The sequence below is a fragment of the Paraburkholderia sp. EG287B genome (assembly GCF_040965595.1).
GTDB lineage: Bacteria > Pseudomonadota > Gammaproteobacteria > Burkholderiales > Burkholderiaceae > Paraburkholderia.
Genome location: NZ_JBFRCG010000006.1, coordinates 223,656 through 240,874, shown reverse-complemented (window position 1 = coordinate 240,874; position 17,219 = coordinate 223,656). Strand labels below are relative to the sequence as shown.

At 63.5% G+C, this 17,219-nt stretch carries 14 protein-coding genes; 6 read left to right on the top strand and 8 right to left on the bottom strand.

Going from position 1 to position 17,219, the window contains the following annotated elements; translation table 11 throughout:
• Nucleotides 1-6: 6 nt before the first annotated feature.
• The 4 genes from AB4Y40_RS12545 to AB4Y40_RS12530 all read right to left on the bottom strand — a co-directional run bounded on the left by AB4Y40_RS12545 (nucleotide 7) and on the right by AB4Y40_RS12530 (nucleotide 5,320).
• A complete protein-coding gene (locus AB4Y40_RS12545; protein WP_368687945.1) occupies nucleotides 7-1,923 on the bottom strand; it encodes an SMP-30/gluconolaconase/LRE-like region family protein in 1,917 nt (638 codons plus the stop codon).
• Nucleotides 1,924-2,194: 271 nt separating this feature from the next.
• Nucleotides 2,195-3,880, bottom strand: a complete 1,686-nt coding sequence (gene phaC / locus AB4Y40_RS12540) for a class I poly(R)-hydroxyalkanoic acid synthase (RefSeq protein WP_368687944.1) — start codon at nucleotides 3,878-3,880, stop codon at nucleotides 2,195-2,197.
• Entirely contained in the window at nucleotides 3,877-4,365 is a 489-nt protein-coding gene (locus AB4Y40_RS12535; protein ID WP_368687943.1) for a MaoC family dehydratase, read from the bottom strand. Before AB4Y40_RS12535 ends, phaC begins: the two co-directional genes overlap by 4 nt.
• 277 nt (nucleotides 4,366-4,642) lie before the next feature.
• Complete coding sequence (locus AB4Y40_RS12530; RefSeq protein ID WP_368688090.1) at nucleotides 4,643-5,320, bottom strand: TetR/AcrR family transcriptional regulator; 678 nt, start codon at nucleotides 5,318-5,320, stop codon at nucleotides 4,643-4,645.
• A 388-nt stretch (nucleotides 5,321-5,708) separates the two neighbouring features.
• Between AB4Y40_RS12530 and AB4Y40_RS12525 the strand changes: the two genes are divergently transcribed.
• The 5 genes from AB4Y40_RS12525 to hydA all read left to right on the top strand — a co-directional run bounded on the left by AB4Y40_RS12525 (nucleotide 5,709) and on the right by hydA (nucleotide 12,919).
• Nucleotides 5,709-6,974: a Zn-dependent hydrolase gene (locus tag AB4Y40_RS12525; protein ID WP_368687942.1), complete on the top strand. Its 1,266-nt coding sequence runs from the start codon at nucleotides 5,709-5,711 to the stop codon at nucleotides 6,972-6,974.
• A gap of 123 nt (nucleotides 6,975-7,097) precedes the next feature.
• Nucleotides 7,098-8,492, top strand: a complete 1,395-nt coding sequence (locus AB4Y40_RS12520; protein ID WP_368687941.1) for an NAD(P)-dependent oxidoreductase — start codon at nucleotides 7,098-7,100, stop codon at nucleotides 8,490-8,492.
• Between the two features lie 62 nt (nucleotides 8,493-8,554).
• The gene (gene preA, locus AB4Y40_RS12515) at nucleotides 8,555-9,832 is read left to right on the top strand and encodes an NAD-dependent dihydropyrimidine dehydrogenase subunit PreA (RefSeq protein WP_368687940.1); all 1,278 of its coding nucleotides are present in this window, start codon (nucleotides 8,555-8,557) and stop codon (nucleotides 9,830-9,832) included.
• 64 nt (nucleotides 9,833-9,896) lie between these two features.
• The gene (locus AB4Y40_RS12510) at nucleotides 9,897-11,399 is read left to right on the top strand and encodes an NCS1 family nucleobase:cation symporter-1 (protein WP_368687939.1); all 1,503 of its coding nucleotides are present in this window, start codon (nucleotides 9,897-9,899) and stop codon (nucleotides 11,397-11,399) included.
• Between the two features lie 44 nt (nucleotides 11,400-11,443).
• Nucleotides 11,444-12,919 (top strand): dihydropyrimidinase, encoded by a 1,476-nt coding sequence (gene hydA, locus AB4Y40_RS12505; RefSeq protein ID WP_368687938.1) that lies wholly within the window; start codon nucleotides 11,444-11,446, stop codon nucleotides 12,917-12,919.
• 24 nt (nucleotides 12,920-12,943) lie between these two features.
• Here hydA and AB4Y40_RS12500 read toward each other — a convergent pair whose 3' ends face one another.
• The 4 genes from AB4Y40_RS12500 to AB4Y40_RS12485 all read right to left on the bottom strand — a co-directional run bounded on the left by AB4Y40_RS12500 (nucleotide 12,944) and on the right by AB4Y40_RS12485 (nucleotide 16,692).
• The gene (locus AB4Y40_RS12500) at nucleotides 12,944-13,915 is read right to left on the bottom strand and encodes a lipase family protein (protein WP_368687937.1); all 972 of its coding nucleotides are present in this window, start codon (nucleotides 13,913-13,915) and stop codon (nucleotides 12,944-12,946) included.
• A gap of 68 nt (nucleotides 13,916-13,983) precedes the next feature.
• Nucleotides 13,984-14,763 carry a phosphoribosyltransferase gene (locus tag AB4Y40_RS12495; protein ID WP_368687936.1) on the bottom strand — a complete coding sequence of 260 codons (780 nt, stop codon included), beginning with the start codon at nucleotides 14,761-14,763 and terminating at the stop codon, nucleotides 13,984-13,986.
• 174 nt (nucleotides 14,764-14,937) lie between these two features.
• Nucleotides 14,938-16,053, bottom strand: coding sequence for a patatin-like phospholipase family protein (locus tag AB4Y40_RS12490; protein WP_368687935.1), 1,116 nt, complete (start codon nucleotides 16,051-16,053; stop codon nucleotides 14,938-14,940).
• 75 nt (nucleotides 16,054-16,128) lie between these two features.
• A complete protein-coding gene (locus AB4Y40_RS12485) occupies nucleotides 16,129-16,692 on the bottom strand; it encodes a TetR/AcrR family transcriptional regulator (protein WP_368687934.1) in 564 nt (187 codons plus the stop codon).
• 61 nt (nucleotides 16,693-16,753) lie between these two features.
• On the opposite strand from AB4Y40_RS12485, the gene AB4Y40_RS12480 reads away from it, so the two are divergent.
• A complete protein-coding gene (locus AB4Y40_RS12480) occupies nucleotides 16,754-17,206 on the top strand; it encodes a DUF4188 domain-containing protein (protein ID WP_368687933.1) in 453 nt (150 codons plus the stop codon).
• Nucleotides 17,207-17,219 lie beyond the last annotated feature (13 nt).

Genomic DNA, 17,219 nt, shown 5'->3' with positions numbered 1-17,219 from the left:
CAGCTGTTACGGGTGCCAGCGATAAACCACGACGCTCGATCCGTTGTAATTGTCTTTCGTGACGACGTATTCGCCGGTCGAGCGCAGGTACGCGCGGATGCCGTACATCGAATCCACGTCGTTGCCGACATCCATCGCCGTCGGGTTCGAGTTCGTCAATGTCGTGACGAGACTGCCGGTGTTCAGGTCGAACACGTCGATATTCGGTACCGTATGCACGTAGCCCACGAACAGGTAATGGCCCGCTGCCGCGATCGATTTCGGATTCGCGCTGGTGAGATCGATCACCGGGCCCGGCGCGCTCGTGTTGCCCGCTTTCCAGCCGCGATAGATCTCGATGTGCCCGTTCATGGCTGTCCAGTCCCAGCTCCCCGCAATGCCTTGCGCGAGGATCATCGTGTCGCTGTCCGACTGATAGACGATGCGCGTGAGCGGGCGCACGGTCCGCGGGATCTGGATCGTGCTGGCGGCGCCCCATGATGGCTTGCCGTTCGCGTCGAAGCCGGTCAGCGGGTAATGGTAGATCTGGTTGGTCCGGTCGAGGCCGGCCCAGACGTTGCCATTGCCGTCGATCGCGAAGCCACCCGTCACCTTCGTATTCGTATTGAACGCCTTGCCCGGGATCGAGCCGTCGGGAATGGCAATGTACCCGCTCGACGGCTGGAAATGAAAGAAGTTGAAGGTGTCGGGATTCTGCCCGGAGGCGACGAGAATGCGGTTGCCGCCCACCACCACGAGTTGTCCGAAAAGCTGGCCGCGCTGATAGTCGTTCATGTTCAGGCGCGGGTCAGTCGGCCAGCTGAATGGATCGATCGTGTTTGCGACGAACGTGCCGCCCGATGCACCCGTGTAGATGGTGTTGCCGCTGTAGAAGTTCGCGCCATCGGTTGCCGGGTCGGGTGCCGCGACCGCCTCGAAATTGAGCGCTTGCAAAGTCCACTGCAGCGTGCCCGTTGAGTTGTACGAATGAATGTCGGTACTGCCGTTGCGGCCGAGGTCCCAGTCGCCGCCCCACGCGTTGTTGAGCACGTACAGATTGCCCGCCGCATCCTTGCCGATACCGGCGACGCGCGTGAAGCGCTTGTCGCCGACCTGCCCCTTGATGCCCGTCGTGGTGTCGAGATAGCCGCCCTGTACACCGAACGTGCCGACCAGCGCCGGCACCCCGGTCAGGGCATAACACTTGATGTTCATGTCGGGACCTTCGTCGCCAACCAGCAGCTGGTTCGTCGGTGCGTCGAAATCGAGCGCCGATGGCCGGCCGCCCGCGGCCATCTGGATCGTGTTCATCGCCGCGCCAGCCGGGCTGAACTGCGCAATCACACCGGCGTTCGCGCGTGCGACCCAGAGGTTGCCCGCACCGTCGATTGCGAGTGCACCGGGTTGCTGGACGCCGATGTCGCGTTGCCAGACGCCGTCGGTCGTGTACACACGTACGCGGTTGCCGTAATAGTCGCTGGCATAGAGGAGTGTGCCCGCAGTCGCGAGGCCGGTGATCACGTCCGCGTTCTGGATGCCGGTCCAGGTGCTCACGGCAATGCGAAGGTCACGGGTCTTCGAGCTTCGGCTGTAACGGCCCACCGATCCGCTGCCGTACGCCCGGCTATAACCGAGCGCGACGAAGATCGACGTCGCGTTGCCTGTGATCGCACTGCCCTGGAACTCGTCGTGCGCACCGATGGTGCCGAGCGTTGCGCCGTTCTGGTAGAGCGCGACGCCACCCGCGTTTTCGTCCCAGCGCGATGACGTATAGATGACACCTTCGGGCGCGACCCACATCGAGCGCGCGCCGTTGCCGACGTGTGCGGCGAGCGTGCCGAAGGTGTTGGCGAGCCAGTCGGTCATGTATTGCGCGTGACTGGCAGGCGCGATGGCGGCGACGAAAAGCCCCAGCAATGCTGCGCGAATCCGCTTCTTGAACATGCGCTGGGCTTCCCATAGACATCGCGCCGCGATGGCATGAATCGCGGCGCATAAAGTGACCGATAGTGAAGCCACGCCGCAATCGGGAGGTCGTGCTCAGTGAGCACGTGTATCTGGAGTGTAGTCAGAAAATCGCGTTCGGCGTTTCAACCCGCCCATGGATTTATGAAGGATGCACAGCGAATGATTCAGTGCGCATCAGCGTGAATTGGGTCACCCGGAGGCAATCAGGAGCACGTAGCACGTGCCATGACTGCTCGTGCACGTGGACTCAATTCACCCGCGCCTTGACGTAACGGCCAGGCGCGGGCTCTATCGGCCGAAACTTCGTGCTTCCGAGCTTCGTGCGCGCCTTGACTTGACCACCCGCATGCGGCTGCAGCCACGCGATCCAGTGATTCCACCAGCTGCCCGAAGTCTGCTGCGCAGAAGCGAACCACTCTTCAGCGTCGCTTTCAGGATTGCCGCTCGGGCCGCTGTCGACCCAATAGCTCCGTTTGTTCTTTGTCGCCGGATTAATGACGCCGGCGATGTGTCCACTCGCCCCGAGCACGAACTGGGCTTCGCCGCCAAGGAGCCGGGTGCTGCGCCATGCCGATTTCCACGGCACGATGTGATCCTCCTGGGTCGCCAGCACGTAGGCCGGCATGTCGACGCGGCCGAGGTCGACCGGCACGCCGCACATGGTGAGCTTGCCGGGCTCGCGCAGGTTGTTTTCGAGGTACATGTTGCGCAGGTACCAGGTGTACATGGGGCCGGGCAGATTGGTGCTGTCGGCGTTCCAGTAGAGCAGGTCGAACGCCGCGGGGCTCTTTCCCTTCAGATAGTGGTTGATCACATTTGGCCAGATCAGATCGTTGGCGCGCAGCATCTGGAACACGAAGCCGAGTTCGCGCCCCGGGTAGATGCCGCCGCTGCCTATCGAATGCTCACGCTGCAGCACGGTTTGCTCGTCGATGAACACGCCGAGATCGCCCGGATCGGTGAAGTCGAGCATGGTCGTCAGAAGCGTCAGGCTCGCAACCTTTTCTTCTTCGCGCGCGCGTATCACCGCGAGCGCCGAAGAGAGGATCGTGCCGCCCACACACCAGCCTACCGTGTTGACCTTGTCCGCGCCGGTAATCGCAAGCGCGACGTCGATGGCCTGCATCACGCCCGTTTCCAGATAGTCGTCCCATGTCGTATGCGCAGTTTCCGCATCGGGATTGCGCCACGACACCATGAAGACCGTTTGTCCCTGCTCGACGGCGAAGCGAACAAACGAGTTTTCAGGCTGAAGGTCGAGAATATAGAACTTGTTGATGCAAGGCGGCACGATCAGCAAGGGACGCTTCGCTACGTGCGTGCCGAGCGGGGCGTACTGGATCAGCTGAAACAGGGCGTTCTCGAAGACCACCGCGCCTTTGGACACGGCAACGTTGTGACCCACCTCGAAGGCGGCTTCGTCGGTGATCGTAATGGTGCCGCGCGCGAGGTCTCCAACCAGATTGGTCATGCCCGTGCGAAGGCTGGCGCCGTTCGACTCGATGGCCATCCGGATCGCATCGGGATTGGTCGCGGCATAGTTGGTGGGGCTCGCCGCATCGATGAACTGGCGCATGAAAAAGCGCAGCCTGTGCTTTTCGCTCTCGTTATAGCCGGTCGCGCCGACCATGTCTTCGAGCAGGCCCGCGTTGGCCAGATAGCTCTGCCGGAGCAGGTTGTACCAGGCGTTGCTGGTCCATTCGTCGGCCCGAAACCGTGGGTCGCGGGATGCCTGACCGGCTGCCGCCTGCGGGTTCAGCACGGTCGTCCACAGCGCCCACTGCTGTTCCCAGTAGCGAGTGCCGGCTTCATGCATGACAGCCGGCGCAACGGCTGCGCTCGCCGGAATACCGGCCAATGCGTTCAGGAAATCTTTTGCCGAGCGGGAAAAGCCGTGCGCGACTTCGTCGGGCATATTGAAGTGATTGCTCATGCCGGTTCCACTGCGGTATGCGTCGAAGCGTCTTCGCAACGTGCTTCGCTGGCGCGATCCGCGCGCGAAGTGGGCATGACGAGCGCGTCACCGTCGATGACAACCTTGCCTTGCACGGTGCAGATGGTGTCCAGCACGACCCGGCGCTTGCCCGGAATGAGTTCGCGGACCGTCACCGTGGCCTGCACGGTATCGCCCGGCCTGACCGGCGCCTTGAAGCGCAGGTTCTGCCCGAGATAGATCGTGCCGGGGCCCGGCAACCGGCCGGCGATGGCCGCGGAAATAATGCTTGCACTGAGCATGCCGTGCGCAATGCGTCCCTTGAAGGGCGTCTTGCGCGAGAACTCTTCATCGATGTGCACGGCATTGTTGTCGCCCGAGGCGCCGGCAAACAGCACGATATCCGCGTCGGTAATGGTCTTGGCGAAGCTCGCGCTCATCCCGGGTGCCAGGTCTTCGAAGTCGTATCCTGCGATGTCGTTCATACGTGATCCTAAGGAAATGGTGATCGCGTTCAGCCGTCTTGTTGATCCGTGCGGGGAAGACGATCACCTCGCGTAGCGAGGCGCAGCATGCTGGCGCGGCCCGACCGTCATGGCGTGATTCTTCACACGAAGCGTCGTCGGTACTGGGTTCATGGTTGAAGTCGCACGATACGGCAAACGCGGATCTCGCATTTGCGATTGGACGCCACGGTTTTAGTATTTCGCGCCATCGTTTGTTTTGGAACGGGGCGGAAAAAGGGCGGCAATCGTGTTTCGCTCAATGCCCAGGCGAGCGCGCGCCGCTCGCGCGCAAAATCAGCCGCACCACTTCCTCGGTGCTCGCCTCGAAACCCGCCGATGAAAGCGCGCGCTTGCCCGAGAGCGCGCGTATTTGCGCCTCGAAATCGGCGTAGTGCTGCGTGGTCGCCCAGATCATGAAAAGCAGCGTTTTCGGATCGACGGGTGCGAGCAATCCCTCCGCGATCCAGCGATCGATCAGCTTCACGCGCGTTTCCATCCACGGCTTCACACGCTTGAGCAGGATGTCCTGCATATGCGTCGCGCCGCTGATGATCTCGTTCGCCCACACTTTCGACCCCAGCGGCCTGCGCCGCGAGAGTTCCATCTTCGCACGCACGTAACCGCCAATCGCCTCGACCGGATCGTCGCTCGCGTCGAAGGTGTTGGCCGCCGCGTTCCATTCCTCGAACAGATCGTCGAGCACGCGCCAGTAGAGCGCGAGCTTGGTCGGGAAGTAGTAGTGCAGATTGGCCTTCGGCAGGCCGGCGCGCTCCGCGATCAGCGCCGTGCTCGCGCCTTCGAAGCCGCGCTCGGCGAACACGGCCTCCGCGCAGGCGAGCAGATGCGCTTCGTTCGACTCGCGAATGGCGGCTTTGCGCCGACGCGGCTTGTGCGTTGCGTCAGCGGCATCCCGTTCGTGCGCCGGGCCTCGCATCGCGTGGTTCGCGGCTCGCGTGGTGGGTTCGTCGTCGCGCATGATGGTCGGTCCGTTCAGAAGGGAAGAGGCGGCGCACGGCTGCCGCGCCCATGTCGGCTTCATTGTAGTCACGATGTAAGCGCCTCGTGCATTCACCGCCCTCGGGGAAAACGCGCGGAGCGCGGGGGCGTTTTCGCGCACTGCAGCATCGATGGCACGCTTCTCGCTGGTAACACCGCATTGAATTCGCAAAGTTTATCGTCTACAACCTGTCCAATCGGACAGGATTCGCGGGGCGAGGTTTCGGGAGTCGTGAAGCGCCATTCGAGCGTGCACCGCCATGGATCTTCCCGCCCCAGAAGGTGGCACGAATGCACGTTTGACGAACACGGACAGGAGAACACGCATGAACGCAGTAAGCGAAGCCGCGCTGACGACCGCGATTCACGTGAACGGCCAGCGTTTGTGGGACAGCCTGATGGAGATGGCGAAGATCGGCGCCACGCCCAAGGGCGGGGTGTGCCGCCTCGCGCTCACGGACCTCGACAAGACAGGGCGCGATCTCATCGTGCAATGGGCGAAAGAGGCGGGCTGCACGGTGAGCGTCGATCAGATGGGCAACGTGTTCATGCGCCGCGCGGGGCGCAACGACGACCTGCCGCCGGTGATGACCGGCTCGCACGCCGATTCCCAGCCCACGGGCGGGCGCTTCGACGGCATCTACGGTGTACTGGGCGGTCTCGAGGTGATCCGCTCGCTCAACGATCACGGCATTCAAACCGAGCGCCCCGTCGAAACCGTGATCTGGACCAACGAGGAAGGCTCGCGTTTCGCGCCGGCCATGGTCGCCTCGGGCGTGTTCGCGGGCGTCTTCACGCTCGACTACGGCCTCTCGCGCAAGGATGTCGACGGCAAGACCATTGGCGAGGAGTTGCAGCGCATCGGCTACGCGGGCGAACTGCCGTGTGGCGGCCGCAAGATTCACGCGGCGTTCGAGCTGCATATCGAGCAGGGGCCGATACTCGAAGCCGAACACAAGACTATCGGCGTCGTCACGGACGCGCAGGGCCAGCGCTGGTACGAAGTCGTGCTCACCGGACAGGAAGCGCACGCGGGCCCGACGCCCATGCCACGCCGCCGCGACGCGCTGCTGGGCGCCTCGCGTGTCGTGCAGCTCGTCAACGAAATCGGACTGCGCCATGCGCCGCTGGCCTGCGCGACGGTCGGCATGATGCAGGTGCATCCGAATTCGCGCAACGTGATTCCGGGCCGCGTGTTCTTTACCATCGATTTCCGCCATCCCCGGGACGACGTGCTCGCGCAGATGGACGCCGAACTGCGCGAAGGCATCGAAAGGATTGCCGAGCAAGGCAAGCTCGAAACGCAGCTCGAGCAGATTTTCTATTACGCACCGGTGCCGTTCGACAAGGCCTGCGTGAACTCCGTGCGGGCGGCGGCGGAGCGCTTTGGCTACTCGAACCGCGAGATCGTTTCGGGCGCGGGCCACGACGCGTGCTATCTCGCGACGGTCGCGCCGACTTCGATGGTGTTCGTGCCATGCATCGACGGCATCAGCCACAACGAGGTCGAGGACGCGACGATCGAATGGATCGAGGCGGGCGCGAACGTGCTGCTGCACGCCATGCTCGAACGCGCGAGCGAACCCGGCTGACGCCTTTGACGCCAACGCAAGCGGCCTGAGAGCCGCGCTGTCTTTCACGCTTTCCCCACGTACCGGCTGCGCGCGTCGCGCACAGCCGGCGGACCCGTGTTTTGCCTCGCAAGGAGCATCCGGATGTCCCAGTCCAACTCGAATGCCGCCGACGGCATCGCGCCTGGCCGCCTCACGGCCGAACAGCTTGGCTGCAACTTTGCCGACGTCGCGCCGCCACTGTCCGCCAATGCGGCCGTCATCGCCGCCGACCGCTGCCACTACTGTTACGACGCGCCGTGCGTCGCGGCTTGCCCGACCGGTATCGACATTCCGGGCTTTATCCGCAAGATCGGCAACGGCAATCTCAAGGGCGCGGCGCGCGATATATTGAGCGCGAATCCGCTGGGCGGCACGTGCGCGCGCGTGTGCCCGACCGAAATTCTCTGCGAAGGCGCGTGTGTCCGGAATCATCAGGATGGCGAACCAGTTCGGATCGGCGCGCTGCAGCGCCATGCCACCGACTTTCAGATGGCGCGCGAAGCCGCCGGCGCGCCGGCGCTCTTCAAGCGCGCGAGCGAGACGGGACGGCGCGTGGCCGTGGTCGGGGCCGGACCGGCTGGACTCGCCTGCGCGCATACGCTGGCGCTCGCCGGGCATCGCGTGAGCGTGTTCGACGCGGGCGAGAAGCCGGGCGGGCTCAACGAATACGGCATCGCGGCGTACAAGGTCGTCGACGATTTTGCGCAGCGCGAAGTGCAATGGCTGCTTTCCGTCGGCGGGATCGAAATACGTCAGGGTCAGCGGCTTGGTCGTGACGTCACGCTTACGGAACTGCGAGCCGCCTATGACGCCGTGTTCGTCGGCGTGGGCCTCGGCGGCACGCAAGCGCTTTCCATTGAAGGCGAAGCGCTCGATGGCGTGCGCGATGCTGTCGAATTTATCGCCCGCCTGCGCGAAACCGACGATCTTTCGACGCTGGCGGTGGGCCGCAAGGTGGTGGTGATCGGCGGCGGCAACACGGCCATCGATGCCGCCGTGCAAAGCCGCAAGCTGGGCGCCGAGCAGGTGACGCTTGCGTATCGCCGCGGTGCGGCGCAGATGAGCGCCACCTGGGCCGAACAGGAATTCGCACGGGCGCAGGGCGTGATGCTGGTCGAGTGGATGAAGCCGCTACGCATTACCGGCGACACCTGCGTGCAGGCCGTGGAGTTCGAGCGCACCGCGCTCGATGCGGGCGGCGCGTTGCGCGGCACCGGCGAGATCGTGCGTGTGGAAGCCGACATGGTCCTGAAAGCCATTGGCCAAAAGCTCTTGCCCGAAGGCCTGGTTGGCCTCGACGCCTTGCGACTTACCGCGGGCGCCGCGCGCATTGCCGTGGATGCCGATGGTGCGACCTCCATCGAAGGCGTATTCGCCGGCGGCGACTGCGCAGCCCATGGCGCAACCGATCTCACCGTGCAGGCCGTGCAGGACGGCAAGCTCGCCGGGCGCGCGATCGACCGCTACCTCGCGAGTCAGTCCGCCAAAGCCGCTTGAGTCGCGCAACTCGATCCATGCGAGCAACACACCGAATCCAGACAATACGAAGGAGTCGCATCATGGCCGACCTGCGCTGCACGATTGCCGGCGTTGAATCGCCGAACCCGTTCTGGCTCGCCTCCGCGCCACCCACCGACAAGGCCTACAACGTCAACCGCGCCTTCGAGGCGGGCTGGGGCGGCGTGGTCTGGAAAACACTCGGCCTCGACCCGCACGTGGTGAACGTGAGCTCGCGCTATGGCGCCACCACATGGCGCGGCCAGCGCATGGCGGGGTTGAACAACATCGAGCTCATTACCGACCGCCCGCTCGACGTGAACCTCAAGGAAATCGCGCAGGTGAAGCGCGACTGGCCAGACCGGGCGCTCATCGTCTCGCTGATGGTGCCGTGCACCGAGCAGGACTGGAAGTGGATCCTGCCGCAGGTGGAAGATACCGGCGCCGATGCGGTGGAGCTCAACTTCGGCTGCCCGCATGGCATGAGCGAGCGCGGCATGGGCGCGGCCGTGGGGCAGGTGCCCGAATACATCGAAATGGTCACCCGCTGGGTGAAGGAGGGCACGCGCCTGCCTTGCCTCGTGAAACTCACGCCCAATGTGACCGACATACGCCACGGCGCGCGCGCGGCGATGAAGGGCGGCGCGGACGGCGTCTCGCTCATCAATACGATCAACTCGATCGTGGGCGTCGATCTCGACGTGATGGCGCCGCTGCCGACCGTCGATGGAAAAGGCACGCACGGCGGCTACTGCGGCCCCGCCGCGAAGCCCATTGCGCTGCACATGGTCGCGGAAATCGCGCGCGACCCGCAAACGCACGGCTTGCCCATCTCCGGCATCGGCGGCATTTCCGACTGGCGCGACGCCGCCGAATTCATCGTGCTGGGCGCGGGAAGCGTGCAGGTTTGCACCGCCGCGATGCACTACGGATTCCGAATCGTCAGCGACATGATCGACGGGCTCTCGAACTGGATGGACGACAAGGGCTACGCGAATCTCGACGCCATTCGCGGCCGCGCCGTGCCCAACGTCACCGACTGGCAGTACCTGAACCTCAACTACGACATCAAGGCGCGCATCGATCAGGACCGCTGCATCCAGTGCGGGCTCTGCCATATCGCCTGCGAGGACACCTCCCATCAAGCTATTACCGCCACGCGCGACGGCAAGCGTCACTTCGAGGTGGTCGACGCCAACTGCGTCGGGTGCAATTTATGCATGCATGTCTGCCCGGTCGACCAATGCATCACGATGGAGCGCGTCGACTCGGGCAGCTACGCGAACTGGACCACGCATCCCAACAACCCGGCGCGCGTGGCCGATCCGAAAGCCGCCTGACGCATCGAAACAGAACTGAGCCGAACCGAACCAGACCAACGACAAGCCACGGAGAACTGCAACCATGAGTCAGCCATTGACAGGCGACGCCAGCGCGCGCCGCGCCGAAAGCGAGCTATACAACGACGATCTCGCGCCCACCGGCGCAGCGCAGCGCACGTGGCGCTGGTATCACTTCGGGGCGCTCTGGGTGGGCATGGTGATGAACATCGCCTCGTACATGCTTGCGGCCGGGCTCACCGAGCAGGGCATGTCGCCGTGGCAGTCCGTGCTCACGGTGCTGCTCGGCAATCTCATCGTGCTCGTGCCGATGCTGCTGATCGGCCACGCAGGCACGAAATACGGCATTCCCTACGCGGTGCTGGTGCGTTCCTCGTTCGGCACGCAGGGCGCGAAGCTGCCCGCCATGCTGCGCGCCATCGTGGCGTGTGGCTGGTACGGCATCCAGTCCTGGCTTGGTGGCAGCGCCATCTATACGCTCGCCAATATCCTCACGCACAACGCGCTGGTGGGCGACGCGCTGCCGTTTCTCGGCATCTCGATCGGCCAGGGCGCGTGCTTCCTCGTGTTCTGGGTGCTGCAGCTCTACTTCATCCTGCACGGCACCGATTCGATCCGCTGGCTCGAGAGCTGGTCAGCGCCGATCAAGGTCGTGATGTGCGTGGTGCTCGTGTGGTGGGCCTGTTCGAAGGCGGGCGGCGTGGGTTCGATGCTCTCGCAGCCTTCCCAGTTTGCCGCTGGCGGCAAGAAGGCGGGGCTCTTCTGGGCGACGTTCTGGCCGAGCCTCACGGCCATGGTGGGCTTCTGGGCCACGCTCGCGCTGAATATTCCCGACTTCACGCGCTTCGCGAAAACGCAGAAGGACCAGTTCGTGGGGCAGGCCATCGGCCTGCCAATTCCGATGGCGCTGCTTTCGGTGGTCTCCGTCGTCGTGACGTCGGCCACGGTGGTGATCTACGGCAAGGCGATCTGGGACCCCATCGATCTCACGAGCCGCATGGAAGGCGTGGGCGTGGGCATCGCGCTCGTCATCCTCACGCTCGACACGATGTGCTGCAATCTCGCTGCCAATCTCGTCGGCCCGGCCTACGATTTTTCGAGCCTCTGGCCCAAGGCCATTTCGTACAAGGCCGGTGGGCTCATTACCGCGGGTATCGCCATCGTGATGATGCCGTGGAAGATTCTCGCCACCACGCAGGGCTACATTTTCACCTGGCTCGTCGGCTATTCGGCGCTGCTCGGACCCGTGGCGGGGATTCTCATCGTCGATTACTTCCTCGTTCGCGGCACGCGCCTCGATACGGCTCAGCTATTCGAGGAGAACGGCGAATATACCTACTCGAACGGCTGGAACCCGGCGGCCGTGATCGCGCTGGTGCTGGGCGTGCTGCCCAATCTGCCGGGCTTTCTCAACACCGCGTTCCCGAATGTGTTTTCCTCCGTGCCCGACGCGTTCAAGAGCATCTACACCTATGCGTGGTTCGTGGGGCTCGCGATTGCGGCGCTCGTCTATGGCGTGATGATGAAGCTAGGCAAGAGCCGGCGCCCGAGTGTGGCAAGCGCGTGAGTGGTGGCAGCGCGAATTCGTTCAACTGAAGGAGACTTGGCATCATGGCGATCCTGATTCGAGGCGGCACCGTCGTCAATGCGGACAAGAGCTGGCGCGCGGACGTGCTCTGCGAAAGCGGCGTGATCCAGGCCGTGGGCGAAAACCTCGACGCGCCCGCGGGCGCGACCGTGGTCGACGCGGGCGGCCAGTATGTGATGCCGGGCGGCATCGACCCGCATACGCACATGGAGCTGCCGTTCATGGGCACGACGGCGAGCGACGACTTCTATACGGGCACGGCGGCGGGCCTGGCGGGCGGCACGACGTCGATCATCGATTTCGTGATTCCGAACCCGAAGCAGCCGCTGATGGACGCGTTTCGCGAGTGGCGCGGCTGGGCCGAAAAAGCCGCCGCCGACTATGGCTTCCACGTGGCGGTCACGTGGTGGGACGACAGCGTGCATCGCGACATGGGCCTGCTCGTGAACGAACATGGCGTGTCGAGCTTCAAGCACTTCATGGCGTACAAGAACGCCATCATGGCCGACGACGAGATTCTCGTGAATAGCTTCGCGCGTTCGCTCGAACTGGGCGCGCTGCCTACTGTGCATGCGGAAAATGGCGAACTCGTCTTCCAGTTGCAGCGGCAACTGCTCGCGCGTGGCTTCACGGGGCCCGAGGCGCATCCGCTTTCGAGGCCGCCCGAAGTCGAAGGCGAGGCCGCGAACCGCGCCATTCGCATTGCGCAGGTGCTGGGCGTGCCGGTGTACATCGTGCATGTTTCGGCGAAAGACGCGCTCGAAGCCATCGCCCGCGCGCGCAGCGAAGGGCAACGCGTGTTCGGCGAGGTGCTCGCCGGGCATCTGGTGATCGACGAGTCCGTGTATCGCGACCCGGACTGGACGCGTGCCGCCGCCCATGTGATGAGCCCGCCGTTCCGTACGAAAGAGCATCGCGACGCGCTTTGGCGCGGGCTGCAAGGCGGGCTGCTGCACACCACGGCGACCGACCACTGCGTGTTCTGTGCATCGCAGAAGGCAATGGGCCGCAACGATTTCACGAGGATTCCGAACGGATGCGGCGGCGTGGAGGATCGCATGGCCGTGCTGTGGGACCAGGGCGTGAATACGGGCCGGCTCACGCCGAACGAGTTCGTGCGGGTAACCTCCACGAACGCCGCGCAGATCTTCAACCTGTATCCGCGCAAGGGCACGGTGGCTGCCGGCGCCGACGCCGATCTCGTCGTTTGGGATCCGCAGGCTACGCGCACGATCTCGGTGAAGACGCATCATCAGAACGTCGACTTCAACGTCTTCGAAGGCATGACGGTGCGCGGCGTGCCCACGCATACGGTCTCGCAAGGCGAACTCGTGTGGGCGAACGGCGATCTGCGGGCGCGGCGCGGTGCCGGGCGGTATCTGAAGCGGCCCGCGAATCCCGGCTATCTGCAGGCGTCGCGGCTCGCGAAGAGCCTGAAGGAGACGCAGCCCGTGCATCGCGAGGGAGACGCGGCTAATCAGGTGAAAGGGCTCGGTTAGTCTGATTGACGGCGACGTGTCGTTTCACGGAACCAGACTTCTCACGTAGTTGATGGGTGCGTGATCCGCGAGGTCACGCACCATGACGTCACCGATGCGCCAGGCGTATTGGAGCAGATAGTCCTCCCGGGCGGCGGCGCGGTCTGCCTGCACGAATGCGTCGTCCGCATGCGGTGCCAGTTTGCCTTCGCGCGTGATGTAGTCCGACGCTCCCGTGTGAACGTATCCGCCAATGGGCGGCGGCAAATCGGTGACGAGATCGCAGCAGTCGACATAGCGCCTGATGCCGACAGGGGCAAGCGTGGCGACGAACGCCGCGTCGCCTACGCGTGGCGAACCGAACGTCACGAGGGCGTTTGGCGTGCATAGGCTGGCAAAGAGCGTCGCGATGGCCGCACCGAGGCTATGGCCTGTCAAGATGAGTTGTTTTCTCGTCGGCGCGGTCTCGTTCAACCAGTTGCCGACTGCTTCGTGCAAGCCGCGGGCGGCACGTGCAAATCCAGCATGAACCTGGCCGGCGCTTTCGGTCCAGGCGGTCAAGCTGCCTTCGAGGTCGATTGCGATATCGGCGAGCGATTGCGGTTCCGTTCCCCGGAAGGCGAGGACGGCGAGGCCATCGGAGCGCCTCACTGCGCCGAAGCCGTGCGTGTCGTCGTCGGCATTGTTGAAGGGAACCGCGCCTTCGAAACCCACCAGCGCGAGCGCCTGTTCGAGCCGCTGGAGTTCGGCGCCGCCATTCTCGTAGCGTATGTAGGCAAGCCGCGCGAACTCCGCACACAGTCCGTCGATATCGTAGTTGCCGCCCGCGGTGAATACCGTCGGCCTGAGTTGCGGTGAGTTGAGCGCGTCGCGCGACGGGTCGTAGGGGACAGGCATTTTCACCTCCGTCTTCACGTACTGTATCGCGAACCAGTCTCTCATCGAGAATACGAGGTATTGAAGGTCGTCCTTCAAGCCGTTCGGCACGAGATAGTCGCAGTGCGCCGATGTACGCACAAGCTTCCGTTTGCTTACAACGTGCCTGGTACCCGTACTCGCCGAGGTGCCGAGTGCAGAGTCAATCGCTAATCAGAAGCGCTGATCCTGTACCGCTTGCTGTTGATCGTTTTATATATGATGGAAAACGGAAATGCTTTAAGCAAGACTTCTATCAGAGATTCGTTGTTGCAATAAATCTCCTCTGGTCCAACGGACTCGATGGTTTTCAAGAGCGAGTGGTGATCGCCCGCGAATTCCAGGCGGCAATCCACCTTCCATTCCCGTTTCAGGTTCAACGGATAGGCGGAATCGTCGATGGCCAATGTCTTTTTATAGCCTTGATCTTCCAGCAGCGCCGCTTCCGTCTTCACGAAATCATCGAGGCACTGACGGCTGGTGACATACCGCTCCCATGGCAATACTGCGCGCACCGAAGAACAGTCTTTGTAGTGGTCTGCCGCCGTTCTGCTATCGACGTGGTGCACCAGTGTCAGCACTCTGATCAAAGACGCGTCCTTAACAAACGAAAGCAGATACGCGTAGCAGTTGGCCAGCGTATATCCAACGCCGGCAACATCGTCCACCAGCAGGATTCTCTTGCCCTCCTTGACGCAGGCATCGACAAGATCAAACACTTTCTCGTTGTTGATTTCAGCCTTGGCTTCCCGACGATCGTAGTGTACGAAGTCGACGTGCAGGCCCAACATCTGCGAAAGCATCAGGGCCGGTATGGCGCCTCCGCGCATGATGCCGAGTATCAAACCGATGTTTTCCTGAACCAGCTGCTCTCTTTTGGACAGGCAAAACGTTTCTATGTCGTCGTAGCCATAGAAGTAGACAGGAAGGCGGGCAAATTCTGTGTTCACCTGGTTTCGCTCCGTTCACCTATAGCGATAGCGGCAACGCAAGATGTCGCGCTGCATTGCGGTTTCGACGTCGATATATTCGAACGGCATTGATCTGCTCCCTCGAGGCGAGCAGGGCCAGCGTACTCGCCCCGCCCAGCCGATCCAGGTCCGAATATTACGCCACGCGCGTTACTACGTGTGTGATCCGCTGACCTGCTTGAGCGTCGGATCGAGCAGCGCATCCTTGACGTCGAGCGAAGACGCTTGCCCGAGATTCACATAGTTTTTTTTGAGCCACCCGTCCGCCACCTCGCGTCCACGGTCGAACAGCGTTTTGAGCAGCGACCAGGACGTGCTGCTCTTGGAGACGAAGCCGAACTGCGCGAGAAAAGCGTCGTCGCGAATCAGGTGAAACCGGACGGTCTTAAAACGGCTTTGGCGCGCGGCTTCCTTGCCCACCGAATCGAGCACGCGGTTGACCGCTTCGATCGCGTTGATCTCCAGCACGACGGAAGCGTTGAAACCGATTTCGTTGAGCCGGTCCAGAATGCCGCGCGCATTTTTCGGCGGCATGTCGTGGCGCACGAACGGATTTACGAGGATCAGGATCAGGTCCTGGGCATGGGCGATCAACGGCGCCAAAGGCGGATTGCCCAGATAGCCGCCGTCCCAGTACGGCACGCCGTGGAGGTTCACGGTGCGGAATTCATTTGGCAGGCATGCGGATGCGCGCAGCACATCGACTGAAATTTCGGGCTGCGTAAAGATGGTGCGTTCGTTGGTTCGTACGTTGGTCGCGCAAACGAAGACCTGCGGGCTCCCGTTCTTCGCGTTGAGCGCGGAGAGATCCGCTTCCTGGAGCGCGGAGCGGATCACCGGGCCGAGCGGATCGCGATAGAAGGGATTGTTGTAAGGCGAAGCGACGAGTCCCACGATCTCCGAGAAGATGGCGCCAGGACTCCAGTCGATATTCCAGCCGCCGAACGGCCCCGGCTCGGAAAAACCGAAGAGCGCATTGCCGGCCTGCTCCCCGGCGTGCGACACCGCTTCCCAGAAGGTGCGCAGTTTCTCGCGCGCTTTCGTGGCTCCCCCGCTGGCCAGGCCCGCCGCGCAGAGTGTCGCGTTGATTCCGCCCGCGCTCGCGCCGCTGATCGCCTCGACACTGAACGGCGTGCCCTGCGATGTCGATTCCAGCAATCGATCGAGCACGCCCCACGTAAAAGCGCCGTGTGAGCCGCCGCCTTGCAGGGCAAGCGCGACCTTGGGGCCGGACTGTTGCCCGCCGCTCGTGGATTCGTCTGTCGCCATGGCTCCTCTCTCGTCGTCGTCGCGTTGCCGGCAATCGTACGCGCGAGAGGGAATGCGCGTGCTGCGAATGCCGCCTCAGGAACCGGTGAGCGAGGGCGGCGCGGCCTTGAGCGCGTGGGTGATCAGCGCGATCGCCGCACGCTCACCGGCCGGATCGGCCGGAATTCTTCCGTCGAGCGCCAGCGTGGCCAGACCGTGAACCAGCCCCCAGCAGGCGAGTACTCCCGCCTCGACGCAATGCGGCGCCAGCGCCGCCACGTTGCGTGCCATCAGCGTATAAGCGCCCCGGCAATCCTCATGGGGCAGGGCGAGTCCTGCGCCGTCCGCGAACATGAGCCGGAACAGGGCCGGATGCGCACGGGCGAAGCCAACGTAGGCCACGCCCTGCGCCTCGAGGGCTGCGCGCGCGTCGTCCGCCTCGTTGGCGCGCGCGGCGCCTGTCTCCAGCATAGCGAAGCCCTTGAGCGCGACGGCGCCCATCAGCGCCGCCTTGTCCTCGAAATGGCGATAGGGCGCCATCGCCGAAACGCCGGCCGCCCGCGCCACCGCACGCAGGCTGACGTCGCTTTCGCCCTGTTCGAGCAAGGCCAGCGCGCAATCGACCAGACGGTCACGGAGAGTCAAATTCGACTCGCTCATTGGTTGTTTACACTGTAATCATTCGGGGCTATGCTTACAGCGTAAACAACCGGGAGCCATCATGCAAGCCACCGTCACCCGAAAGTCCGTCGACCTCAGCGCCTATCCGAATCTTGTGGTCATCCTCCTGGGTTTCCGCGTACGCCGGCTGCGGGGGCTCGCGACCTTGTTCGGCATCGGCAAAGGCTTGCGGCAAATCGAGTCGAATCCGCCGGAGGGATTGCTCTCCAGCGAGCAGTTCCTGTTCGCCCTCAACCATGTCGGCATCCGCCAGTATTGGCGCGACCTCGAAAGCCTCGAAGCCTTTACCCGCAGCGCGCCGCATTCGCGCTGGTGGGGCGAGTTCCTGCGCGACAGCGGCGGCGCGGGCTTCTGGCATGAGAGCTATAGCCGGCAGGGAATGGAAGCGGTGTATATCGACATGCCCGCCCCCGTGGGCTTCGATCGCTTCGCGCCGGCACGCCAGCCGACGGGACCTTTTATGACCGCGCGAAAGCGCATGGCGGCGGACTAGACCAGAGCGCCGT

Excerpts from the sequence above, each read along its gene's own strand:
- AB4Y40_RS12545 (WP_368687945.1), bottom strand. The coding sequence starts at position 1,923 with ATGTTCAAGAAGCGGATTCGCGCAGCATTGCTGGGGCTTTTCGTCGCC.
- phaC (WP_368687944.1), bottom strand. The coding sequence starts at position 3,880 with ATGAGCAATCACTTCAATATGCCCGACGAAGTCGCGCACGGCTTTTCC.
- AB4Y40_RS12535 (WP_368687943.1), bottom strand. The coding sequence starts at position 4,365 with ATGAACGACATCGCAGGATACGACTTCGAAGACCTGGCACCCGGGATG.
- AB4Y40_RS12530 (WP_368688090.1), bottom strand. The coding sequence starts at position 5,320 with ATGCGAGGCCCGGCGCACGAACGGGATGCCGCTGACGCAACGCACAAG.
- AB4Y40_RS12525 (WP_368687942.1), top strand. The coding sequence starts at position 5,709 with ATGAACGCAGTAAGCGAAGCCGCGCTGACGACCGCGATTCACGTGAAC.
- AB4Y40_RS12520 (WP_368687941.1), top strand. The coding sequence starts at position 7,098 with ATGTCCCAGTCCAACTCGAATGCCGCCGACGGCATCGCGCCTGGCCGC.
- preA (WP_368687940.1), top strand. The coding sequence starts at position 8,555 with ATGGCCGACCTGCGCTGCACGATTGCCGGCGTTGAATCGCCGAACCCG.
- AB4Y40_RS12510 (WP_368687939.1), top strand. The coding sequence starts at position 9,897 with ATGAGTCAGCCATTGACAGGCGACGCCAGCGCGCGCCGCGCCGAAAGC.
- hydA (WP_368687938.1), top strand. The coding sequence starts at position 11,444 with ATGGCGATCCTGATTCGAGGCGGCACCGTCGTCAATGCGGACAAGAGC.
- AB4Y40_RS12490 (WP_368687935.1), bottom strand. The coding sequence starts at position 16,053 with ATGGCGACAGACGAATCCACGAGCGGCGGGCAACAGTCCGGCCCCAAG.
- AB4Y40_RS12485 (WP_368687934.1), bottom strand. The coding sequence starts at position 16,692 with ATGAGCGAGTCGAATTTGACTCTCCGTGACCGTCTGGTCGATTGCGCG.
- AB4Y40_RS12480 (WP_368687933.1), top strand. The coding sequence starts at position 16,754 with ATGCAAGCCACCGTCACCCGAAAGTCCGTCGACCTCAGCGCCTATCCG.